Origin of the sequence: Vibrio sonorensis (assembly GCF_001854765.1) — a bacterium.
Lineage (GTDB): Bacteria > Pseudomonadota > Gammaproteobacteria > Enterobacterales > Vibrionaceae > Vibrio > Vibrio sonorensis.
In genome coordinates this window covers 1-22,880 of record NZ_LJJE01000025.1, presented here as the reverse complement: position 1 = coordinate 22,880, position 22,880 = coordinate 1, and the positions used below count along the sequence as shown (strand labels likewise).

Annotated in this window: 17 protein-coding genes, 1 tRNA gene and 6 pseudogenes; 21 read left to right on the top strand and 3 right to left on the bottom strand. The window is 45.5% G+C overall.

Features of this window, described 5'->3' with window-relative positions; translation table 11 throughout:
• Positions 1–36: 36 nt before the first annotated feature.
• Together BLO31_RS23425 and BLO31_RS23420 are read right to left on the bottom strand one after the other, a co-directional pair.
• The gene (locus tag BLO31_RS23425; RefSeq protein WP_175443174.1) at positions 37–516 is read right to left on the bottom strand and encodes a sulfotransferase; all 480 of its coding nucleotides are present in this window, start codon (positions 514–516) and stop codon (positions 37–39) included.
• Between the two features lie 62 nt (positions 517–578).
• A complete protein-coding gene (locus BLO31_RS23420; protein WP_139158939.1) occupies positions 579–947 on the bottom strand; it encodes a hypothetical protein in 369 nt (122 codons plus the stop codon).
• A 224-nt stretch (positions 948–1,171) separates the two neighbouring features.
• Here BLO31_RS23420 and BLO31_RS04805 point away from each other — a divergent pair.
• The 18 genes and pseudogenes from BLO31_RS04805 to BLO31_RS04720 all read left to right on the top strand — a co-directional run bounded on the left by BLO31_RS04805 (position 1,172) and on the right by BLO31_RS04720 (position 18,393).
• A pseudogene (locus tag BLO31_RS04805) lies at positions 1,172–2,909 on the top strand (glycoside hydrolase family 36 protein).
• Positions 2,910–2,999: 90 nt separating this feature from the next.
• Positions 3,000–3,521, top strand: coding sequence for a crossover junction endodeoxyribonuclease RuvC (gene ruvC / locus BLO31_RS04800; protein ID WP_070963131.1), 522 nt, complete (start codon positions 3,000–3,002; stop codon positions 3,519–3,521).
• 75 nt (positions 3,522–3,596) lie between these two features.
• Positions 3,597–4,214 (top strand): Holliday junction branch migration protein RuvA, encoded by a 618-nt coding sequence (gene ruvA, locus BLO31_RS04795; RefSeq protein WP_070963130.1) that lies wholly within the window; start codon positions 3,597–3,599, stop codon positions 4,212–4,214.
• Between the two features lie 21 nt (positions 4,215–4,235).
• A complete protein-coding gene (gene ruvB, locus BLO31_RS04790; RefSeq protein ID WP_070963129.1) occupies positions 4,236–5,240 on the top strand; it encodes a Holliday junction branch migration DNA helicase RuvB in 1,005 nt (334 codons plus the stop codon).
• 448 nt (positions 5,241–5,688) lie between these two features.
• Positions 5,689–7,280: pseudogene (cydA, locus tag BLO31_RS04785) on the top strand (cytochrome ubiquinol oxidase subunit I).
• 16 nt (positions 7,281–7,296) lie between these two features.
• Positions 7,297–8,433 carry a cytochrome d ubiquinol oxidase subunit II gene (cydB, locus tag BLO31_RS04780; protein ID WP_070963128.1) on the top strand — a complete coding sequence of 379 codons (1,137 nt, stop codon included), beginning with the start codon at positions 7,297–7,299 and terminating at the stop codon, positions 8,431–8,433.
• Positions 8,434–8,445: 12 nt separating this feature from the next.
• Positions 8,446–8,553 (top strand): cytochrome bd-I oxidase subunit CydX, encoded by a 108-nt coding sequence (cydX, locus tag BLO31_RS04775; RefSeq protein WP_000270285.1) that lies wholly within the window; start codon positions 8,446–8,448, stop codon positions 8,551–8,553.
• Positions 8,546–8,847, top strand: a pseudogene (gene ybgE, locus BLO31_RS04770) (cyd operon protein YbgE). Before cydX ends, ybgE begins: the two are co-directional and overlap by 8 nt.
• 130 nt (positions 8,848–8,977) lie before the next feature.
• On the top strand, positions 8,978–9,424 hold the full coding sequence (gene ybgC, locus BLO31_RS04765) for a tol-pal system-associated acyl-CoA thioesterase (RefSeq protein WP_281182204.1): 447 nt from the start codon (positions 8,978–8,980) through the stop codon (positions 9,422–9,424).
• Positions 9,414–10,096 (top strand): annotated as a pseudogene (gene tolQ / locus BLO31_RS04760) (protein TolQ). Before ybgC ends, tolQ begins: the two are co-directional and overlap by 11 nt.
• A gap of 3 nt (positions 10,097–10,099) precedes the next feature.
• On the top strand, positions 10,100–10,543 hold the full coding sequence (gene tolR, locus BLO31_RS04755; protein ID WP_070963127.1) for a protein TolR: 444 nt from the start codon (positions 10,100–10,102) through the stop codon (positions 10,541–10,543).
• A 10-nt stretch (positions 10,544–10,553) separates the two neighbouring features.
• Positions 10,554–11,579 carry a cell envelope integrity protein TolA gene (gene tolA, locus BLO31_RS04750; RefSeq protein ID WP_070963126.1) on the top strand — a complete coding sequence of 342 codons (1,026 nt, stop codon included), beginning with the start codon at positions 10,554–10,556 and terminating at the stop codon, positions 11,577–11,579.
• Between the two features lie 12 nt (positions 11,580–11,591).
• Entirely contained in the window at positions 11,592–12,944 is a 1,353-nt protein-coding gene (tolB, locus tag BLO31_RS04745) for a Tol-Pal system beta propeller repeat protein TolB (RefSeq protein WP_070963125.1), read from the top strand.
• A gap of 33 nt (positions 12,945–12,977) precedes the next feature.
• Positions 12,978–13,499: a peptidoglycan-associated lipoprotein Pal gene (gene pal / locus BLO31_RS04740; protein ID WP_070963124.1), complete on the top strand. Its 522-nt coding sequence runs from the start codon at positions 12,978–12,980 to the stop codon at positions 13,497–13,499.
• Between the two features lie 12 nt (positions 13,500–13,511).
• Positions 13,512–14,282, top strand: coding sequence for a tol-pal system protein YbgF (ybgF, locus tag BLO31_RS04735; protein ID WP_070963123.1), 771 nt, complete (start codon positions 13,512–13,514; stop codon positions 14,280–14,282).
• 234 nt (positions 14,283–14,516) lie between these two features.
• A complete protein-coding gene (locus tag BLO31_RS04730; RefSeq protein WP_070963122.1) occupies positions 14,517–16,049 on the top strand; it encodes a sensor domain-containing diguanylate cyclase in 1,533 nt (510 codons plus the stop codon).
• A gap of 95 nt (positions 16,050–16,144) precedes the next feature.
• Positions 16,145–17,205, top strand: a pseudogene (gene nadA, locus BLO31_RS04725) (quinolinate synthase NadA).
• 153 nt (positions 17,206–17,358) lie between these two features.
• Entirely contained in the window at positions 17,359–18,393 is a 1,035-nt protein-coding gene (locus BLO31_RS04720; protein ID WP_070963121.1) for a potassium channel family protein, read from the top strand.
• A 25-nt stretch (positions 18,394–18,418) separates the two neighbouring features.
• Here the strand turns inward: BLO31_RS04720 and BLO31_RS04715 are convergent, their stop codons facing one another.
• Positions 18,419–18,988 carry a UPF0149 family protein gene (locus BLO31_RS04715; protein WP_070963120.1) on the bottom strand — a complete coding sequence of 190 codons (570 nt, stop codon included), beginning with the start codon at positions 18,986–18,988 and terminating at the stop codon, positions 18,419–18,421.
• A 283-nt stretch (positions 18,989–19,271) separates the two neighbouring features.
• On the opposite strand from BLO31_RS04715, the pseudogene BLO31_RS04710 reads away from it, so the two are divergent.
• The 3 genes and pseudogenes from BLO31_RS04710 to BLO31_RS04700 all read left to right on the top strand — a co-directional run bounded on the left by BLO31_RS04710 (position 19,272) and on the right by BLO31_RS04700 (position 22,609).
• Positions 19,272–21,697: pseudogene (locus BLO31_RS04710) on the top strand (hybrid sensor histidine kinase/response regulator).
• 233 nt (positions 21,698–21,930) lie between these two features.
• A complete protein-coding gene (locus BLO31_RS04705) occupies positions 21,931–22,374 on the top strand; it encodes an L-alanine exporter AlaE (protein WP_070963119.1) in 444 nt (147 codons plus the stop codon).
• Positions 22,375–22,521: 147 nt separating this feature from the next.
• Positions 22,522–22,609, top strand: a tRNA-Ser gene (locus BLO31_RS04700).
• The last annotated feature ends 271 nt before the right edge of the window (positions 22,610–22,880 follow it).

Here is a 22,880-nt window from a genome sequence, read left to right as displayed (position 1 = left end):
CGAGATGAAAACACCAGCCATATGGCTGGTGTTTTTTTAGAAGCTCAAAGGGGAACACCACTGAGAAACTTTGCTATGCAGTTCACCTGGTTTACCTTGATTGTTGCGGTTGTGCCACTGGCAACTATCCAATTTTTGCGTGATATTTCGATCACTGTCCAATTGGCAAAAGGTCAGTAAGTCATTCATTACCGCTGTTGGCTTGGCGATAAAGTCTTCGTAGTGCACGGTAATAACATCCGCATTTACCCTGTCTATTTCTTGCTTCGTTGTGGTCAAAATCTTGTTTAATTGAAATGCAGTGCTGGCGACAACATCCTGTTTAATCGAGTCAAACATCGCTTCTTCCTCACGGCTATACGCACCTGTCCACCACAACTGATTGGCTCCTTGTTCCTGCCAAAAAGGAACGTTGAGAAGCGAGTTGACGGTTGCAGTGGGCTCACGCACCACGTTGATAAACTTGGCGTCGGGGAAAATGCTATTTAAATATTCCAGCCTCGCAGGTCCCGTCAACTTTATACCTAACCGAGATTTTCCTTGAAACTGCAGTAAGCGACTTAAGGTTTTTTGAATTCTCAGTTTTTCTTCTTCCGAAGCGCGTTTGTAGAGCAGAAAATCACGCTGAAATCTAGTTCACTTCGAGTGACGTTCTGCCAGAAAGACCACGCTTCGGCTGGCCTCGGAATTAGAGAGTTGAGAGGCAAGGTTGGATTGAGCTGTCCCTTAACTCCATCTAACTTCCAAAAGGCGTTGTCAGTAAGTCGGTTGAGTAGCCCAGTGACTACGGTTTTAGGAAACCACTCGACATAGTTGGTCGGCCCCCCAAGGGAGTGATGAGACAACAAACACTCGGAAATGATGGTTGAGCCACATCGGCCAGAACCAATAAAAATAATGGGTTTAGAAAGAAGGGATGGTTCATGGCAACGATTCCTGTTATTCATTTCTGCTAAGTAGTTTAATAGGGGGCAAGAAGCGTACCTGACAGCGTTGGCTTTAAAATCAGTAAGATAGAGTGATGCCTTAGCCAATGATTTTTTTGACTCGCAATATGAGAAGCAAGTTAACGCAAAACGTGATGTCGGTGTACGAGTCAAACTCGCGAAGATGGACAGAGAGAGCGGGCTTTGATTAAATCTTTCAAATCTATCAGGTTTAGGGAACGGATATGTCGGTACAGGTAAAAATGAACCATGGCTTTACAGCTATTATTGACGACTTCGATATTCGCACCGAGTTTCGCGAGCACGAGCTGTTTTTCGAGTTTGGAGGACTGTCGAATACCCCGTTTTCTAGCCGTCATTTACTGGCGAGAATACCAATATCAATTGACCCCAATGCTCACGTATTAGGGGACGGTTTTCAGATGCTGGCGCAAACCGCAGGTTCTATTTCTCGGCCAGTACAAGTCGGCCGATGCCCTGACAATAGCCCTAGTTATCGCATCTATCCGTCTAATGCACCTACGCGATTTTACAACTACCTCGTTATTGAGGATACGCACGGTTATACACTTGTGGGTTTTACGAGTTGTATGCGTTTTGCGGGATTTTTTGAAATCGAGTACGGCAGAAGACAGAGTTTTATCAATGTATACATCAATGGTGAAGAGACGCTTCCTCAGGATTGGGATAGCGTAGACCTCGAATCGATAACCTTGCTGCGTCACGACAAATTGAATCAGGTTTACAATCAATTTTCTCGGTTGATAGAACAGCGCCACCCGCACCGATTTGACCCTCAAAAACCGATTCCCAAGGGCTGGTGTTCTTGGTACGGCTATTACGAAAAAGTCAGTGAAGACGATATTCTCGAAAACCTAAAAGTGATGGGCACTGAGTTTGACCAGCTAGAGTACGTGTTAATCGACGACGGATACCAAGCTTTTATGGGGGATTGGTTAACACCTTCCGAAAAGTTTTCGCGGGGCGTTGGCGCGCTGGTGGAATCGATCAAAAAGTCTGGTAAAAAGCCGGCCATATGGATTGCCCCTTTTATTGCACAAGCAGAATCACAGGTGTTTCGCAAACACCGAAACTGGTTTGTACGTCACCCTAATGGTGTAGCGATGAAAGCGGAAGACGTGACGTATGGCGGATGGCGATCAACGCGTGGTACATGCTAGATACCACTTTACCAGCCGTTCAAGAACACCTTACGCGCGTATTTAAAGTGATGCGTGAAGAGTGGGGTATTGAACTGTTTAAGCTAGACGCCAATTACTGGGGTGCGTTGCCCGGACAACGATATCAAACGGGGACTACGGGGATTGAAGCCTATCGTATGGGGATGGAGGCCATAGCTGAAGGAGCCGGAGATGCGCTTTTACTCGGGTGTAATGCGCCAATGTGGCCGTCGTTAGGTTTAGTGGATGCTATGCGAGTATCGGATGATGTGGAGCGCAGCCCCAAGAGGTTTGAACAAATTGCGAAAGAAACCTTCTTGCGCAGTTGGCAGCACAACCGCTTATGGCTGGTGGACCCAGATTGTGCCACTTTGATTTCGTTACCCAATCAAAAGGCAGAGCGAAGGATTATGAGTTTCACCGCAATGTATTGTTGGCTACTGGTGGCGTGCTCATGTCTGGTGATCCGCTCCCCCAACTCAATGCGTTTGCAAAAACTACGCTAAACAAGCTGGCGATTAGGTACAAACACAGCAAGGAAGCGGCAAAGTTTCAATCGTTTAACTTTAACTACGCCTCTTTGACACTTTCAGATAAAAACAAGCTGCACTGTCTGTTCAATTATCAAAAAGAAGGGCGCGAGGTTACGCTGAGATCACCATACCCTGTATTGTGGTACGACTACTGGAGCGGGGAAAAGTTGACGCCTAAGCCGTGTCTTCGCCTTGAAATCTTACTGGAGAGCGGTTTGTCTAGCCGCGCGATATTAACATCGGGTTAATGGAACCGTGACGTGATGCGATGACGTTGCTTGGGGTTAGCTGATTAGTGCTATATCATACGGCCATTAGAACAGAGACAGAGACAGAGTATGTCAGTTATCTTGGGTATTGACCCAGGTTCGCGAGTAACGGGCTATGGTGTGATCCGACAAAAAGGGCGTCACTTAGAGTATTTAGGCAGTGGTTGTATTCGAACTTCAGAAAAGGAGTTGCCCGGAAGACTCAAGCAGATTTACGCAGGAGTCAGTGAAATCATCACCCAATTTCAGCCAGAGGTATTCGCTATCGAGCAGGTCTTTATGGCTCGCAATGCGGATTCAGCACTTAAACTTGGCCAAGCCCGCGGTAGCGCTATAGTGGCAGCAGTCAATGCAGAACTTCCCGTTTACGAATATGCAGCGAGATTGATTAAGCAAGCAGTGGTGGGAACAGGCGCAGCCGATAAGTCTCAGGTTCAGCATATGGTCCAGCAAATGCTTAAGCTTCCCGCTTGCCCACAGGCCGATGCGGCAGATGCGTTGGGTGTGGCTATCTGTCATGCCAATACCAATAAAACCCTTGTCGCTCTCGCTGGTAAAGCAACCTCTGCACGACGTGGGCGCTACCGTTAACGGCTTTTTACTGGCTATCCATCCAGTTATTTATTATTATCTTTCCAACTCAAACGAAAATCATAGGACTTGGACGTGATCGGACGCCTACGCGGAACTCTACTGGAAAAACAACCTCCAGAACTGCTTATTGAAGTTAACGGCATTGGCTATGAAGTACAGATGCCAATGAGCTGTTTTTACGAACTGCCAAATGTGGGTGAAGAGGCGATTATCTACACTCACTTTGTTGTACGTGAAGATGCTCAGCTTCTTTACGGGTTTAACACGGTGAAAGAGCGAGCGCTGTTTAGAGAAGTTATAAAAGCCAATGGCGTTGGCCCAAAACTCGGTCTTGGTATTCTGTCGGGAATGACGGCGGGGCAGTTTGTTCAATGTGTTGAACGAGAAGATATATCCACTCTGGTGAAACTGCCGGGTGTTGGTAAAAAAACGGCTGAACGCTTAGTGGTTGAGATGAAAGATCGCTTAAAAGGCTGGAGTGCCGGAGACCTCTTTACCCCTCATACCGATGCTGCGCCAATTGATGTACCAGAAGCAGAAGGTGCTGACAGCGCTGAAGAAGAAGCGGTGAGTGCGCTATTGGCACTTGGGTACAAGCCAGCACAAGCTTCTAAAGTAGTGTCGCAAGTGTTTAAGAGCGGTATGAGTGCAGAACAGGTGATTCGCGAGTCACTAAAATCAATGGTGTAATTTGGATACCGGAAAAATAATATGATTGAAGCCGACCGCCTAATAGCAGCTGATAACCCAGTTTATAAAGAAGAAGAACTGATCGATAGAGCAATCCGACCCAAAAAATTGTCGGACTATCAGGGGCAGGACCACGTACGGGATCAGATGGAAATCTTTATTAAGGCGGCTCAGTTACGCAATGAAGCCTTAGATCACCTATTGATTTTCGGTCCTCCGGGGCTAGGTAAAACCACACTGGCCAACATTGTGGCAAATGAGATGGAGGTCAATATTAGGACGACATCGGGACCGGTATTGGAAAAAGCGGGAGACTTGGCTGCACTGCTTACCAACCTTGAAGAAAACGACGTGCTCTTTATCGATGAGATACATCGTCTTTCACCTATGGTTGAAGAAGTGCTCTATCCTGCGATGGAAGACTATCAACTCGATATTATGATCGGTGAAGGGCCGGCTGCCCGTTCCATTAAAATAGATTTACCACCGTTTACTCTCATTGGCGCGACGACCAGAGCGGGTTCGTTAACTTCCCCGCTTCGCGACCGATTTGGTATTACTCAAAGACTTGAATACTACAAAATTGCCGATCTACAAAACATAGTGCAGCGCAGTGCCGATTGCTTAAACCTCTCGATGGAACCTGAAGGCGCATTAGAAATTGCCCGACGTGCACGTGGCACGCCTCGAATTGCCAATCGCTTGTTACGACGTGTTAGAGATTACGCCGAAGTCAAAGGCAATGGTCATATTTGTGCCGACGTGGCAGACAAAGCACTGAATATGCTAGATGTAGATGCTCAGGGCTTTGACTATATGGATAGAAAGCTGTTGCTGGCAATTATGGAGAAGTTTGGCGGTGGACCGGTTGGTCTCGACAACATGGCTGCGGCGATTGGTGAAGAAAAAGATACCATTGAAGATGTATTGGAACCCTATCTCATTCAGCAAGGCTATTTGCAAAGAACGCCTAGAGGGCGAATTGCGACTGATAGAGCTTACTTACACTTTGGAATTGATAAGTAAATAGTAATAGATGTCGTAATGGGAGTAGCTTTTCATGTGATATGCGTCACATTTATTGATATTCCCCTACCTCTAAAGAGGTAATTAAAGGTGGTGAAATGTTAATCACCTGTGTCGCATGAAAAATCATGGCTTCTTAATATTTACCGCACGTTAACATAGCTTTCCTTTTTTGGTTGATCTAGATCAAAGTGATGGTTTTTTATACAAGAATGCCATTGAAAACTTGACTCAAATCAAAGCAGAACTCTCCTATAAATTTTTTGAAACATCCCTTTTTTCGCTTTAATATTAGCTGTAGCTATATTAGCTTGCGCTTAACAATTAACTAACCAATACGGTACATATTTGCAACAATATGCTGTTTTTTAACAACATGTAGTGAAAGGTGGCAATGACCACTTGCTGATATGGAGAGAGTGTCATCAGCCGACACTTTGGAGTAATGATGTTTGATATCGATGTTGTCGATTTATCGCGATTGCAGTTTGCATTGACCGCGATGTATCACTTCCTATTTGTACCTTTGACTCTCGGAATGGCCTTCTTATTGGCTATTATGGAGTCTTTATATGTAATGACCGATAAGCAAATCTACAAGGACATGACGAAGTTCTGGGGTAAGCTGTTCGGTATTAACTTTGCACTTGGTGTTGCCACTGGTCTTACCATGGAGTTCCAGTTTGGCACCAACTGGTCTTACTATTCTCACTACGTTGGCGATATTTTCGGTGCACCACTGGCGATTGAAGCCTCGTTGCCTTCTTCTTAGAATCAACCTTTGTCGGTCTGTTCTTTTTTGGTTGGGATCGCTTATCGAAACGTCAACACCTTGCAGTTACGTGGCTTGTTGCACTTGGTTCTAACTTCTCGGCTCTATGGATCCTAGTAGCGAACGGTTGGATGCAAAACCCAATTGGTTCAGAGTTCAATTTCGAAACCATGCGTATGGAAATGGTGAGCTTTGCAGAAGTGGTACTCAACCCAGTTGCTCAAGTGAAATTTGTTCACACGGTGGCGTCGGGTTACGTAACGGGTGCAATGTTCATTCTTGGTATCAGTTCATGGTACATGCTTAAAGGTCGCGATATCGCATTTGCTCGTCGTTCGTTTGCAATTGCAGCTTCATTTGGTATGGCGTCTATTCTGTCTGTTATCGTTCTTGGTGACGAATCCGGTTACGAGTTGGGTGACGTTCAGCGAGTCAAACTGGCAGCAATTGAAGCGGAATGGCACACCGAACCCGCTCCAGCAGCATTTACGGTTGTTGGTCTTCCAAACCAAGAGACCATGGAAACCGAATACGCGATTAAGATCCCATACGTAATGGGCATCATTACCACGCGTTCACTTGATGAAGAAGTGACAGGTCTTCGCGATCTGCGCGACGAACACATTGTCCGTATCCGCAACGGTATGTACGCTTACGAGCTACTGGAAAAACTGCGTGCAGGTGAAAAGACAGAAGACAACATGAACGCCTTTGACGAAGTGAAAGGTGACCTCGGTTATGGTCTACTGCTTAAGCGCTACACGGAAAACGTTGTAGATGCGACTGAAGAGCAAATTCAGGCTGCGGCAGACGATTCGATTCCAACGGTTTGGCCTCTGTTCTGGTCGTTCCGAATTATGGTGGGTTGTGGCTTTATCATGTTGTTCGTTTTCGGCGCAGCGTTTATGCAAACTTGTCGTCAGAAAATCGAGCAAAAACCATGGGTGCTCAAAGCGGCACTATGGAGTATTCCTCTGCCGTGGATCGCGATCGAAGCGGGCTGGTTTGTTGCTGAATACGGTCGTCAACCTTGGGCCGTTGGTGAAATCTTACCTGTTCATGTTGCGGCATCAGCACTGACTGCTGCTGAAATCTGGACATCGCTATTTGCTATTTTAGCACTGTACACCGTGTTCCTTATTGCGGAAGTTTATCTGATGCTTAAGTTTGCTCGTAAAGGCCCAAGTAGTCTTAAGACTGGTCGTTACCACTTTGAGCAAAACGCTGAGACGGCAGAGCAAAAACTGCATCGTCAAGTAGAAGCATAAGGCAAGGAGAGAGACTATGTTTGATTACGAAATTCTGCGTCTTATCTGGTGGGTACTGATCGGTGTTCTGCTAATAGGTTTCGCAATTACTGATGGTTTTGATATGGGTGTTGGCGCGCTAGTACCTGTTATCGGCAAAAATGACAACGAACGTCGAATGATGATTAATTCCATCGCGCCACACTGGGATGGCAACCAAGTTTGGTTAATCACAGCGGGTGGTGCTCTGTTTGCGGCTTGGCCTTTGGTCTACGCAACATCATTCTCTGGCTTTTATTTAGCGATGATCGTTACGCTCGCTGCGCTTTGGCTACGTCCAATTGGTTTGGACTACCGTTCAAAGATCGAAGATCCAAAATGGCGTAGCACTTGGGATATCTGTATCTCAATCAGTGGCTTTGTTCCACCAATTATCTTTGGTGTCGCGTTTGGTAACCTGCTTCAGGGTGTACCGTTCCAACTAAGTGACTTTTTGATGCCGACTTACCACGGTTCATTCTTTGGCTTACTTAACCCATTCGCACTACTTTGCGGTTTGGTTAGTTTGTTTATGATCCTCATGCAAGGTGCGACTTGGCTTCAGATGAAAACGTCAGATGCCGTACACGCAAGAGCGCGTAATGTCGCTCAGTTGACAGGTCTGTTGACAGTCGCGTGTTTTGTCGCAGCGGGGTTCTGGATTCAGAGCATCGAGGGTTACATAATCACAAGTGCAATTGATACAGCAGCGCCTTCTAACCCATTAAACAAAGAAGTGGTTTTAGAAGCGGGTGCTTGGATGACGAACTTTGAAAAGTATCCACTGTTGTGGGCAGCGCCTATCCTTGGTGTGGTTATGCCACTATTGGCGGTTATTGCCTCTCGCGTAGAAAAAGGCGGATTGGCTTTCTTAGCGTCTAGCCTTGGTAACGCTGGTGTTATCTTAACTTCTGGTTTTGCAATGTTCCCATTTGTTATGCCTTCGAGCTTAATGCCGAATCACAGCTTGACGATGTGGGATGCAACCTCAAGTGAACTGACACTAAACCTAATGACAGGTGTGGCTTTCGTGATGGTGCCAATCATTCTAGGCTACACAAGCTGGACTTATTACAAGATGTTCGGTCGCTTGGATGAAAAGTTCATCGAAGAAAACAAAAACTCACTTTACTAAGGAGCTCAGAATATGTGGTATTTTGCTTGGATATTAGGCGTATTACTTGCCTGCGCTTTTGGCATCATCAATGCTCTTTGGTTAGAGCATACTGAAATGATGGACAAAGATAGTGAGTAAGCTCGCCGACCAGTTTGCTGTTTGGCATAAGCCCATGGATAAGCCTCTGTTAAGAGGCTTATCTCTATTGTTGGGTTTCTACCACGTGGCGATGGTTATGTGGGACCCTGAAGCTATGGTCAAGCCATTGGCGGCTTTAACACTTTTGTGTCCCCCCTGCTGATTTGGGCGATTTGCTCAAGCATGGTATATGGCATTGGTTTTAAACCAAAAGCCGTAGTTTGGCAGATACTTTTTAGTCCATATTTCTCATTGTGCATATTGATAGGCTTGTCCGTAGCACGATTTGTTTAGGTTAAAAAAACGCCAAACTGTAGAAAAATAGCGCTGTCAATGAATTGGCTGCGCTATTTTTTGTTTTTGCCCCTCAAAATCCCGATATAGCCTTGCACAACTGGTAATGAGTTGCGTTATAGTAAAGCCTTTGAATTTTAAGATACAGGCTAACCCAGTGCTGGAATCGGAAAACCCATTTGAATGGCCAGTCACCGTTTACTACGAAGATACTGATGCAGGTGGCGTGGTTTACCACTCTAACTACCTAAAGTACTTTGAACGTGCAAGAACGGAATTACTGCGCAGTGTTCACGTTTCGCAACAATTACTGCTGGAACAAAATATCGGATTCGTAGTCCGACATATGGATATAGATTTCCTTCAAGGTGCACGCCTTGATGATCAACTGACCGTGAGAACTCATATTGCCGAGCTAAAGAAAGCCAGCATTACTTTCTGTCAAGTGATCGTCAATCCTCGCGAACAAGCATTGTGTAAAGCAATGGTTAAGGTAGCATGTATCGACAATGTAAAGATGAGGCCAAAAGCGATGCCTCAGTCAATCGTTATGGAGTTAACACACAGTGACCGCTGATATTTCAATTCTAGATTTGTTTTTGCAGGCCAGCCTGTTAGTTAAGTTGGTGATGCTTATCTTGCTTGGAATGTCTATCGTCTCCTGGGCGATGATCATCAAACGCAGCAAAGTACTCTCCGCAGCATTTAAAGAGTCAGAGACTTTTGAAGATAAGTTCTGGTCGGGAACGGATCTTTCTCTGCTTTATCAAGAGGTCAAAAAACGCAAAGACGAGCTTTCGGGCACGGAAGAGATTTTCTATTCCGGTTTTACTGAGTTTGCTCGTTTGAGAAAGTCCAATGCCGCTTCACCAGATTTCGTAATGGAAGGCACTGGAAGAGCGATGCGTGTAGCAGTGGCAAGAGAGGTGGACGATTTAGAAACCAACCTTCCTTTCTTGGCTACCGTAGGTTCAATTACACCTTACATCGGTCTATTTGGTACGGTTTGGGGCATTATGCACGCCTTTATTGCCCTTGGTGGGGTTAAGCAAGCGACGCTGGCGATGGTTGCACCAGGTATTGCAGAAGCACTTGTTGCGACGGCAATGGCTTGTTCGCCGCTATCCCAGCAGTAATGGCCTATAACCGTTTGAGTAACCAAGTGGGTAAGTTGGAGCACAACTACGCCACCTTCTCAGAAGAGTTCCACAGCATCCTGCACCGTCAGGCTATGGCGGGTAGGGAATAACCCATGGCAGGTTATCAGCGCAAAAAACGCAAAATGACAGCAGAGATCAACGTCGTACCCTATATCGACGTGATGCTGGTTTTGCTGATTATCTTTATGGTGACCTCTCCCTTTGTTACTCAAGGGGTAGATGTAGAACTGCCAGCAACAACTAACGCTAAGCCAGCTTCAGAGCTTGCCGGTGAAAGTGACTCCAGTTTTATCATTGTAGAAATCGATCGCGATGGCAATCTCGGTTTAAGTGTCAACGACGAAGAAGTGAAACGCGGACTTTCCTTGCAAGATGTGATTGTGCGAGTAAAAGCAGAAATCTCTCTTAAACCCGATTCTCCGGTCGCGGTTGGCGGTGACGCTGCGACGCCATACGCAGAAGTGGTGTTGGTACTTGATGAACTAAGCCGAGCAGGTATTCCTAAAGTGGGCTTGTTGACTGAGATAAAAGAATAACTGTCGCGATATGAACGATAAAAAGACCAAACACAGTGACTATAAAAAGCCCATAGCGATTTCCGTGGGCCTGCATGCTGCCTTGGCTGTCGCTTTGATTTGGGGTACAGATTTTACTATGTCTGAGCCAGAGCCGACGGGCGCACTGGTTCAAGCGGTAGTGATAGATCCGGCGCTGGTGCAAAAGCAGGCTCAGCAGATCCGCAAAGAGCGCGAAAGTGCAGCGAAGAAAGAACAAGACCGTTTAGACAAGCTGAGACGCGAAAGTGAACAGCTTGAGAAAAACCGCAAGGCAGAAGAAGAGCGCATTCGCAAGCTGAAAGAACAGCAGGCAAAAGAAGCCAAAGCCGCTCGTGAGGCGGAAAGAAAACGCGCTCAAAAAGAAAAAGAACGCAAGGCCGAAGAGGCAAAAGCTCGCAAAGAAAAAGAGCGAGCGGCCAAACTAGAGAAAGAGCGCAAAGCCAAAGAAGCCGCAATAGCCAAAGCCGAAAAAGAGCGCATTGAACGCGAAACAGCAGCAAAAGAAGCCGAGCAAAAAGCCAAACGCGAAAAAGAGGCAGCTGCAAAAGCGGAACGTGAACGTATAGAAAAAGAGAAGGCCGCGAAAGAGGCGGCAGAGAAAGCGCGCAAAGAGAAAGAGCGCTTACAGCAGTTAGAGCGAGAACGCAAAGAACAAGAAGCGGCGTTAAACGATATCTTCGCTAATTTAGAAAGCGAAGCGGCGCAGAATTCTCAGGCTCGTGCGCGGTTTGTTGCGAGTGAAAGAGATAGGTATGGAGCAATTTACACCCAACTGATCCAACAGAACTTGCTTTTGGAGGACAGCTATCGGGGAAAGTTGTGTAGGGTAAACCTTCGTCTCATTCCAACAGGGAGTGGGGCGATAGTAGGCAATCTTAGCGTTTTAGATGGTGATAACACGCTTTGTTCTGCGACTAAACGCGCAGTCGCCAAAGTTGGGACGTTTCCATTGCCAGAAGACCCAAAGATTGTTCAAGAGTTGAAAACTATCAACTTGACAGTTCGACCGGAATAAAAGGAATAGCTTGTGTTAAAGCGATTAATACTCGGATGTTTACTGGTTATCTCTAGTAGCTTCCAACTTGCTAATGCAGCCTTGGAGCTGGTGATCACCGACGGCATAGATTCGGCAAGACCGATTGCTATCGTGCCTTTTAAGTGGGAAGGGAGCAAACCTCTTCCCCATGACATCTCCGCCATTATTGCTTCTGATTTACAGCGCAGTGGTAAATTTAACCCTATTCCCGTGAACCGAATGCCGCAAACGCCTTATAGCGAGGCGCAGGTAGACTTTAATGCTTGGACTGCGATTGGTGTAGACGCGCTTTTGACAGGTACCATTACCCAAGGTGCTGATGGCAACTACAACATCCATTATCAATTGGTTGATGTGGTTCGCGGTCAACTGACCAAAGGCGAAAGTAAAGCTTTAGGCCCAGACGGTGAACTCGTTGTCTCTAACGACCATATTCTTTTGAACCAGAAAGCGTCAAACACTGGACCGCAGTTGCGTCGCCGCGCACACCGTATTGCCAACATCGTGTATGAAAAGCTAACAGGTGAGAAAGGGGCGTTTGAAACGCGCATTGCTTATGTCGTTGTCAATGACGGCCATAAGTTCCCGTATCAACTTCGCGTTGCTGATTACGATGGATATGGCGAAAAATTAGTGCTTGGCTCTAAAGAGCCTTTGATGTCACCAACCTGGTCACCAGATGGTCGCAAATTGGCCTATGTAAGTTTCCAAAATGGTCAGGCTGAAATCTACCTAATGGATATCTATACGGGTAAACAAGAAAAATTAACGTCATTCCCTCGTCACAATGGTGCGCCAAGATTCTCTCCAGATGGAAGCAAGTTGGCATTAACCCTGTCTAAAACAGGGTCGCTTCATGTCTATACATTGGATTTGACCTCTCGAAAAATTACTCAGATTACGAGCGGTAGATCAAATAATACGGAACCGTTCTGGCATCCAGATGGGAATTCCCTCATTTTTACGTCTGATCGGGGTGGCAAACCTCAGATTTATCAAGTAAATTTGGCTAACGGGTCGACTAACCGCATTACGTGGCAAGGCAGCCAGAATTTGGGTGGTCAAATCACACCGGATGGTCGGTTCCTGGTGATGGTGAATCGTAGCAACTCGGGATTCAATCTTGCGAAGCAAGATCTGGAAACGGGTGCGGTGCAGATTTTGACAAAAACGCTGCTGGATGAATCGCCAAGTATCGCGCCCAACGGCGGAATGGTCATTTATAGCTCGATTTACAATAAAGCGAATGTTCTGTCGATGGTTTCGATAGACGGGCGATTTAAGGCTAGATTACCGGCTACGAACGGGCGAGTTCGCGCTCCTGCGTGGTCACCTTTTTTGTAGCATGTAAGTATCAATAAGTAAGGATAAAACACAATGCAACTGAACAAAGTTCTTAAAGGGCTTCTAATTGCACTTCCAATTATGGCTATGACAGCATGTAGCTCTAGCGACGATGCTGCTAGCAACTCTGGTGCAGAGACTAACCAGTCAGCTAACGGCAACACTGTAGCGACTCCTATCGGTCAAGACGGTCAACTTTCTGAGCAAGAGCTTAAAGAGCAAGCGCTACGTGAAACTCAGACTATCTACTTCGCATTCGACAACGCGACTATCGCAGGCGACTACGAAAAAATGCTAGCGGCTCACGCTGCATACCTAACTAGCAACGCTACTGTTAAAGTAACGGTTGAAGGTCATGCTGATGAGCGCGGTACTCCTGAGTACAACATCGCACTAGGCGAGCGTCGTGCTCAAGCTGTTGCTAAGTACCTACAAGCGCTAGGTGTACAAGCAGACCAAATCTCTATCGTTAGCTTCGGTGAAGAGAAACCTCTGCTACTAGGTCAAACTGCTGATGCGTACGCTAAGAACCGTCGTGCGGTCCTAGTTTACTAATTTAGGTGACCCATGCTCAGTAACTTAAAGCGAGCAGTTACGCTGATGTTACTGGCAAGTGCAGCGAGCCCAGCGCTCGCTGCACCAGCTCCAGTATCTGACCTCAATGGTACAAGCAACTCAGCCGTTGCTCCCGCCAATGAAACGGACATCCAGCGTCTAGAACGTCTGCTACAAAACAGAAATCGCGTCCAGATTCAAATGCAGCAGCAGATTGATGATATGGCGCAAGAAATCAGTGAACTCCGTGGTCAACTGGAAAAAAACAGTTATGACATGAATCAGTTGGTTCAGCGTCAACGAGAACTGTTTATTGAACTCGACAAGCTGCGTACTAACGTGAGTACAGCGGTGGTTCCCGCTCCGGTAGAGGCCGAGCCGGAAGATAACACCGGTACATACAGTTCGAATCCAAATGAACAGCAGGCGTACCAAGATGCTGTTGATCTGATCCTGAAAAAGCGCGATTACCCAACCGCCATTACCGCGATGAAGCAGTTCCAGAAAGACTTTCCGGATTCTACCTTCACACCAAATTCTCATTACTGGCTAGGTCAGCTTTACTTTGCAGCGAAGCAAGACAAAGAGTCGGTAAAAAGCTTTGCTACCGTGGTTAGCTACCAAGACTCTAACAAGCGCTCTGAAGCCCTGTTAAGACTTGGCGATATTGCCCAGCGCAATAATAACTCTCAAGCGGCGAAGAAATACTACCAACAGGTAGTGGATGAGTACCCAGGTACTTCATTGGCAGGCCGAGCTCAAGACGCATTGTCTAAGCTATAGTCAGCACGTAGAAAAAGCGTAGTTTCGCTCTAACCGATTGTTCGGTGAACGAGGGCAGTTACGCTTTTTTTGTCCTTGTTTCTTGGCTAAATCCTCTCTTCCTACTTCACGTTCAAGCAAAAAACGATAAAAAATCGGCATCTACTGCGTGCAAACCAAAAAATAGTTCTACACTTTGTATTGTTTAATAATTTAATAAAAACAATGTCAGTGTATTAGGCTTGAGGTTTCATAGTGATCGTCAAATCGTTAATCAATCGGTACACCGTCAAATTGGTGCTACTGGTTGCTCTTCTACTCAATGTAGCGGTACTGTCTATTGCGTTTATGTTGAACAACCACGTAAATGCTTTAGAAAAGCTGGTGATCGTACAATCACCGGAGTACTTTAATGCTGGTCAAAGCCTCACCAATATTGAACGCTCATTTGGTTATGTGGGCTTTATACATCACTTCAAAAACTACGTGCTGCGCGGTGACGAAAAGTACTACCAAAAAGCAAACCAAGCGTTTGATAAAGTGAACGAAGCGATAGATACCTTCCAATCTATTCCGGTCAATCAGACCTTTGACGCCGAAATCCGAGTGATACGAGACACCCTTAATCAATACCGAGAAAACCTAGACGTTATTAAGAACAACAGAACAACGCTTTCTATCGATGAATTAGACCGACTCGTTAAGGTCGATGACACCCAAGCCGAACTAGCATTGATCAGTATTCAAAGGCAGCTGCTGCCGCCTATTGAAGATATTTCCGCACATACCGAAAACACGCTAACGGAGCTGAGTCGAAACATATGGACGTTCAATATTGTTCTTGTACCGCTCATTATTTTTGTCAGCGCATTTATCGTCGAAGTACTGACAAAGTTAACCAAAGTCTCGTACGAGATGGCTCGTCTACTCAACATCACGCCAGATGCGGTTATTTACCTTGATGATGATGGAAAAGTGCTGAAAGCCAACCGTAAATCCAGTCAGCTTTTTGGTTATTCCAAAGAGCAGTTTCGCGGCTTGTATTTTTCAAATTTGGTTTGCAAAGAGTGGATGCGGACAAACGAGGTTGAAGAGCCACATGTGGTGGATTTTTTGCGGATGAACAAGCTTGCGCGCAACGAGTCTAACCTAATTGGTGTAGATAAAGACGGCATATCGATGGCGCTCAATATTGTGCTGTCGTCCGATGTGATAAAAGGACAGAAACGCACGGTTTGCATCGTTCGCGATATGCGAGACTTTAACCAACTTAAGCTGCACGCTGAAAAAGATCACCTGACCCAACTGTATAATCGTCGCTACTTTGAAAAAGTCTTTGATATTGAGTACAGCAAAGCGAATCAAACCAACACCGAGCTCTCTTTGCTCCTTATCGATATTGATGACTTCAAAGCGATCAATGATGAATTCGGCCACTCTTATGGGGATGCGGTTTTGCAAAAAACAGCGCGATTTCTTAGTGAACACACCCGAAAGGATGACTTTGTATGCCGATGGGGTGGGGACGAGTTTATCATGCTTTGCCCTGGGATGAACGTACGCCAGTTGCACAAGTACGCTCAACGATTGACAAAGGGTTTCCAGAATGAAGTTGATGTGGCGGCGAAAATTACTTTGAGTATCGGCTTAGCCTGTACTTCTGACTTTTCCGTGACGACCAAAAAAGATCTGTTTGAACAGATAGATAGTGCTTTGTATCGCTCGAAGCGAAACGGTAAGAACTGTGTGAGTATCGTTCATAAATTACACGATAAGCTGACGACGTAAGAAAGTCTTATGAGGTGGGGCTTTACACTTTGATCACATTACCGCCTTAGGTGTACAATACGCGGATTACTTGGAAGTTGCGTAGAGCAAGAGCAATGAGCCACATTTTAGACACTATAGAAACCGTATATCCTTTCCCACCAAAGCCGACACCTCTCTCTGACCAAGAAAAACAAGCGCATATAGCAATATAAAAAGGTTATTGAAAGAGAAAGATGCGGTTTTGATCGCCCATTACTACACGGATCCAGAAATACAGGCCCTTGCCGAAGAAACCGGCGGATTTGTCGGTGATTCGTTGGAAATGGCCAAATTTGGTAATCGCCATCCAGCGACGACGCTAATTATTGGCGGTGTGCGTTTTATGGGTGAATCCGCCAAGATACTCACGCCAGAGAAGCGCATCTTGATGCCAACTTTAGAAGCGGAATGCTCCTTAGACTTAGGCTGCCCAGCTGATAAGTTTACCGAGTTTTGTGATGCTCACCCAGACCATACGGTCGTGGTTTATGCCAATACCTCGGCTGCGGTAAAAGCTCGTGCTGACTGGGTGGTAACATCGAGTATCGCATTGGAAATCGTCGAACATTTGGATGCGGAAGACAAGCCTATTATTTGGGGGCCGGATCGACACTTAGGTTCGTACATCGCCAATCAAACTGGTGCTGATATGCTGCTTTGGCAAGGTGAATGTATTGTTCACGATGAGTTTTCTGCCGATGCTTTGCGCAAGATGAAAAACGTCTACCCAGACGCAGCTATCTTAGTGCACCCAGAATCGCCGGCAAGTGTTGTTGAGCTTGCGGATGCAGTGGGTTCTACCAGTCAACTTATTAAAGCGGCTAAAGAACTTCCCCAAAAGAAAATGGTTGTCGCTACCGATAAAGGCATCTTTTTTAAGATGCAGCAGCTAGTTCCTGAAAAAGAATTGATCGAAGCGCCAACGGCGGGTAACGGTGCAACGTGCCGAAGTTGTGCTCACTGCCCTTGGATGGCAATGAATGGCTTACAAGCGATAGAGCAGGCACTGAGCGAAGGCGGCGAAGAGCATGAAATATTCGTCGATGAAGCGCTGCGAGTAAAATCGCTGATCCCGCTTAACCGCATGCTCGATTTCGCCGAGCAACTCAATATGCAAGTGAAAGGAAACGCTTAACTATTTTAGTTGAGTTTTCATTCCTATAGAGCTGTGAACTCAAATCAAATAGCTTGATTTCCCTCACAGTTAAGTTTGCAAGAAAATCCGGCTCGTAGAGCTGGTTTTTTTTATGTTCTATAGTGAACCCAGTATCACAAATGGAGTTGTACTATGAGTTTGTGGCTTGCCTTTAGAAAGTGGTTTGCCTCCCATGTTTTTCATCTAAATAATCGCAACCTAGTGCTGTTGTGTTTTGGCTATGTGGCAGCGTGTTGGCTGTTACTACAAGCGGCGAATGAGCACGCTTTAGTTGCCGATTTTACTACCTTTTTATACTACTTGATGGTTACTGCTTCTACGGTTGGATATGGTGACTTGTCACCGGAAACAGCGTTTGGTAAGTGGATTGTTGTTTTAGTAGTGATACCGGGTGGATTGAGTCTATTTGCTGCTATTTTAGGACGTATCGCTACTGGAGCCATCGAATATTGGCGTGCAGGTGTATTAGGAAAACGGAGAGTGAAAGTGGACAATCATATTTTACTGTTGGGTTGGAATGGGCAGAGAACCATGCATCTCATTCGAATGCTTCAACACGAAGAAGAGGGAAAGCGTCCTATTGTTCTTTGTAGCCGTTCGGATATCGAAAACCCGATGCCGGGCGAAATTGGTTTCGTAAAGGTAACGAGTTACACCGATAGCCAAGAAATGGCGGTTGCCGAAGTCGCTAAGGCAAGTTGTATCATAGTGGATAACTTAGAAGATGACATCACCTTGTCCGCAGCACTTTACTGTTACAACATCAATTCAAAGGCCCATCTACTGGCGTACTTTAAAGATGAAGCGCTTAGTAACTTACTGAGTCAACACTGTCCGAATGCAGAGTGTATACCAGCGGTCGGCGCCGAAATGCTGGCTAAGGCGGCGGTTGACCCAGGTTCAAGTGCTTTGCACCAAGAGCTATTGGCATCCACACGTGGTATGACGCAGTATTCCGTGGTGTTTGATAAAAAGGGTGGAGAAACCACTGTTGGGCAACTGTTTGGTACCATGAAACAGCACTATCAAGCCACGCTTATTGCCTTGGACAGTGGAGAAGGGATAGAACTTAACCCTGAACTGGACCGAGTTATCAAAGAGAGTGATAAAATTTTCTATATCGCCGATGAGCGCATAGACGTGTTTGATTGGGAGAAACTGGCTTAGCAGTGCTAAGCCAGTCAGTTGTTCTTTACTGCTGTGCTGCTAACGCCAATCCGCGTAGCGTTAGACCACATAGCATCATAGGAATGGCATTGAAAATCTCTTCAAACTGTTCCAGCCCTTCTATGCCTTGTTCCGCGAGAGTGGCAATTGAGGTTTCTGGATCGTAAAGCATACTGACAGAGAGCAGCACACCACCGAGTAGGGCGTTGTCTTCACTGTTCTCTGGCATTAAGGTTTCCCAATCATCTCTTGCTAGTTGCCAGCCTTGAAGTAGTCCTTCGCAGAAGTCACGAGTGTGCTCGTTAACGATTTCTTCTTCATCTAACTGGCATTCTTGTGGCCATTGCCAGCGGTTTTCCATTAGAGCTGGACGGTACTCATTCCACAAGCCGATAACTTGTTCAATGTAGACTTCTAGCTGTTCACCGTCGGAAAATGGAGCAACCTCTTCTCCCCCCCACAAGAAGGGCAACCATTCGTGTGGATCAAGCTCGTTTGGCGCCGCTGCCATTGCAGTGACAAAGCCTTGGGTCTTGGCGTGATTAATCAGTTTATCGCTTAGATCGGGATGGCTAAGCAGCTCTTGTAAAGTCAAAGTAGATACCGTTTTACACGTGAATAAAGGCGTATAGTAACAGCAGAGGTAGGGAAGCAAAAGTGATGGATAGAGATATCACGACACACAGAGCAGAGCGGCCACGGTTATGAAGGTAAAAAGAGTACGTTGTCAGTAAAAATGCGAGGTTACGGAATCCTTGTCTTAAATATTAATGAAATAAGTGATGTAACTGTCATTTCAATAGATTTAAGTGTCAAAGACACTAAGAATAAAATTTATCCGCTATACTTCGTAGCAAAAGAAAAAAATTCAATAGGTTATGGATAAGCGTTCTTCATTAAAAAAGAAAAGTTTTATAGCGCTAGCTGTCTATCTGGTCACGGCCATTACCATAATCGGTATGGTGAGCTATTTGGTGGTTGAGCCACCGATACGCGATCAGCTAAAGCAAAATCTTGATTTGCGAACCGAGCTTATCTCCAAACAAATTCACGAACCTCTGGTAACGTCTCTTGGGGTACTGCAAAGCATTGTCAGTATTGGAAGTACGGGACGGGGACAAGAAGAACAGGCACAACTGTTACAATCACTGTTTACCGTTTCAGATGGAGTCGCGGTGAGTGGCGGTTTGTGGCCCGTACCCTATTCAATCAAATCAACCCTCGCGTACAGCAGCCTTTTTTACAATCGCACCAGTGATGGAACAGTGGAGCGCATCCTTTCTTGGGATAATCCGAATCGGGGGGCTATAACAATGAGTCGTGGTATACCGATGTCATTGATAAACCTCAGGGCACCGTGGTTTGGTCTAGTGTTTATATCGACCCTTTCACCCATGTTCAGATGATCACCGCCTCGTCTCCTTATTACGTTGAAGAAGCGTTTGCAGGTGTGGCCACCATTGATATCTCGTTAGATAACCTGATTAAGTTTGTAGCAAAAAACGCAGAGCAGTATGAGCTAGGTGTTGTGCTAAGAGACGGGTATGGCGATGTGATCACCGAACACAATTTTCAGATGTCTGAGAACATCTATATAAGCCAGCATGCCTTTGGTGACTTTAACTGGAGCGTGGACGTGGTTAACGCGAAGCGCCTAGTTGCAGAACAAGTGTATGATTTAGTCACTAAGGTTGAACTCGGCCTTATCCCCATCATGCTGACCTTTGTTATGTTTGGCTACTTCTTGATTAACCGCTTTTTGATCAATCCAGTGGTACTTATCTCAGAGAAAGTCGGGGATTCCAAAACCGGTGGTATTATCGATATCTCCTACAGTAGCGACGATGAGATTAGGTATCTAATAGACGTGTTTAACCAAAAAACCGTCTATTTAGAGGCTGAGAAAGTCAAAGCTCAGGCATCGACTAAGGCAAAAAGTGCGTTTTTAGCAACCCTTTCCCATGAAATACGAACGCCAATGAATGGTGTGTTGGGCACCGCGCAAATACTGCTTAAATCCAAGCTTGATGACGAACAACGCAAGCACCTTAAAACTCTGTATGACTCTGGCGATCATATGATGACGCTGCTCAATGAGATCCTCGACTTTTCAAAAATAGAGCAGGGCCACCTAGAACTAGAGAAAGCACCGTTTCCGCTTGATTCCATCATAGGTAGTGTCAACAGCGTGTATCACACACTATGCGTGGAGAAAGGACTTCAGTTTAAAGTGATATCAGAAATCCCCGCCGATCGCTGGTACAACTCAGACAAAGCCCGCTTGCGACAAATCCTATTTAACTTGCTCAACAACGCAGTGAAGTTTACCTCCCACGGTTATGTGGAAGTGTACTTTAGAGAGAGGCAAGTAGAAGGGAGCACCGTGCTCTCTATACAGGTGAGAGATACGGGCATCGGCATCGCCAAAGAAAAGCAAAGTAAAATATTTAATCCGTTTGAGCAGGCAGAATCGTCTACCACACGTAAGTACGGCGGCACCGGATTGGGTTTAGCCATTGTTAAACAGATAAGCCAACTCATGCAGGGTGACGTTAAGGTGACCAGTGAGTTGGGCATTGGTACAAGCTTTGACGTAGAAGTGGAGATGGAGATTTCAACTGGCGGCGAAGTGGTGGTGAAAGAGCGTAAAAAGCTCAATTTTAACGGGTTAAAAGTGCTTATTGTCGAAGATAATCGAACCAATGCCATTATTATGTCGACCTTTATGAACAACAAAGGCTTTCATTGTGACAGCGTAGAAAATGGCGAACTGGCCTTAGCCAAAATACAGCAAGAACACTACGACTTAGTCCTTATGGACAACCACATGCCAGTAATGGATGGCGTGGAAGCCACATTGGCGATGCGCAACTTGCCAAGTGTGAAAGCCCGAGTATTGATATTTGGCTGCACGGCAGATGTGTTTAAAGAGACCCGTGAGCGAATGATAAGTGCAGGGGTGGATTACATCATTGCCAAACCCATCGATGAAAACGAACTCGATGATGCGCTGTTCCAATATGCAGCCAAGCTTTATCAATATCACCCAGAGATGTCTCATGGTTCATCGTTCGACTTCAACCTAGAACAAGAACTGATTGCTCTGTACGTAGCAATAGAATCAAAAGACTTACAAAAAGCAGAGGGAATTGTTAATGAGATCATGCACCAACTGCCCCTTAACGAAAGACCAGATCTAAAGGCCATTTTCCAAACGTTAAAAACCGACCTTGCCCAAAGAGTGCAACCTGATATCGGTGAGCTGGATATACTCACCGTTCTCCTAAAAGATTTTTGTAGATAAATTACATAATCCCCGTGCTTCACAATGAATAAACTGACTAAAATGTAGGTTTTAGTCAGTTTATCTAGTTTGATTGTTATTTTTGGTAATTTATTTACCAAACTTCTCGATATTCGACACCAAAAACTGCAAAAAACCTGTTTTAATAGCGATATTGACTGCTTGTAAAAATATAAGTGGTTTATTCTTTTATATATTGGCTTGTTTACTGGTTTATTATTTTGGGGTAGGGAATGAAATCTAGAGGACCATTCTGCATTCGAAACGCTGCGGCAGATACCTTTGCCATGGTTGTCTTCTGTTTTATTACAGGAATGATTATCGAAATTCTGATTTCGGGAATGACCTTTGAACAATCGCTCGCTTCAAGAACGCTATCGATTCCAGTAAACATTGCCATCGCATGGCCTTACGGCATGTTTAGAGACTTTGTGTTGCGCCAAGGGGCAAAGCTATCTTCAAGTAGCTTTATGAAAAACCTAGCAGACTTAGTTGCTTATGTGCTGTTCCAATCACCAGTTTACGCAGGCATTCTGTTTACCGTAGGCGCAACACCAGAGCAAATCATGACAGCAGTTGCCAGTAACGCAGTGATCTCATGTGGAATGGGCGTGCTTTACGGTTACTTCCTCGATATGTGCCGCAGATGGTTTAAAGTGCCGGGTTACAGCGCGTAATACGAAACTGGTTAAGCCATCGGCAAATAAGCCAATTAGTGAGCAAACGAGCAGTAATTCATTACTTTTGTTGATTTTATCCTTGACCTAAAAGGCCAATATCATTAAATTAGCGCCTCGTTAGCAACGCTAACCACAATCTGATTCGGTGAGTTGTCCGAGTGGCTGAAGGAGCACGCCTGGAAAGTGTGTATACGGCAACGTATCGAGAGTTCGAATCTCTCACTCACCGCCACATTCTAAAAGGTCTGATTTATCAGGCCTTTTTTCATATCTGAAGGTTCTACAAGATAGCAGCAGCCCACACTGGAGTAAATTTAAGGAGAAAGGTTAAATACATGCTATTAAACTGGATAGCCACCAAATCAGTAGACATTTTTTAACTTGATTTCATATTGTTTACATACTCGAACGGTGACAACTGATTATTGAAACCATGTCGACGAAAAAAAATCCAGTGGTCGAGGAACTGTATTGATGAGGCTGCGCTTTGTAAGCTACTGAGG

Bases quoted from the DNA above. Each gene is read 5' to 3' on its own strand.
- BLO31_RS23420 (WP_139158939.1), bottom strand. From the start codon at position 947: ATGAATAACAGGAATCGTTGCCATGAACCATCCCTTCTTTCTAAACCC.
- ruvC (WP_070963131.1), top strand. From the start codon at position 3,000: ATGTCAGTTATCTTGGGTATTGACCCAGGTTCGCGAGTAACGGGCTAT.
- ruvB (WP_070963129.1), top strand. From the start codon at position 4,236: ATGATTGAAGCCGACCGCCTAATAGCAGCTGATAACCCAGTTTATAAA.
- cydB (WP_070963128.1), top strand. From the start codon at position 7,297: ATGTTTGATTACGAAATTCTGCGTCTTATCTGGTGGGTACTGATCGGT.
- cydX (WP_000270285.1), top strand. From the start codon at position 8,446: ATGTGGTATTTTGCTTGGATATTAGGCGTATTACTTGCCTGCGCTTTT.
- tolR (WP_070963127.1), top strand. From the start codon at position 10,100: ATGGCAGGTTATCAGCGCAAAAAACGCAAAATGACAGCAGAGATCAAC.
- tolA (WP_070963126.1), top strand. From the start codon at position 10,554: ATGAACGATAAAAAGACCAAACACAGTGACTATAAAAAGCCCATAGCG.
- pal (WP_070963124.1), top strand. From the start codon at position 12,978: ATGCAACTGAACAAAGTTCTTAAAGGGCTTCTAATTGCACTTCCAATT.
- ybgF (WP_070963123.1), top strand. From the start codon at position 13,512: ATGCTCAGTAACTTAAAGCGAGCAGTTACGCTGATGTTACTGGCAAGT.
- BLO31_RS04720 (WP_070963121.1), top strand. From the start codon at position 17,359: ATGAGTTTGTGGCTTGCCTTTAGAAAGTGGTTTGCCTCCCATGTTTTT.
- BLO31_RS04705 (WP_070963119.1), top strand. From the start codon at position 21,931: ATGAAATCTAGAGGACCATTCTGCATTCGAAACGCTGCGGCAGATACC.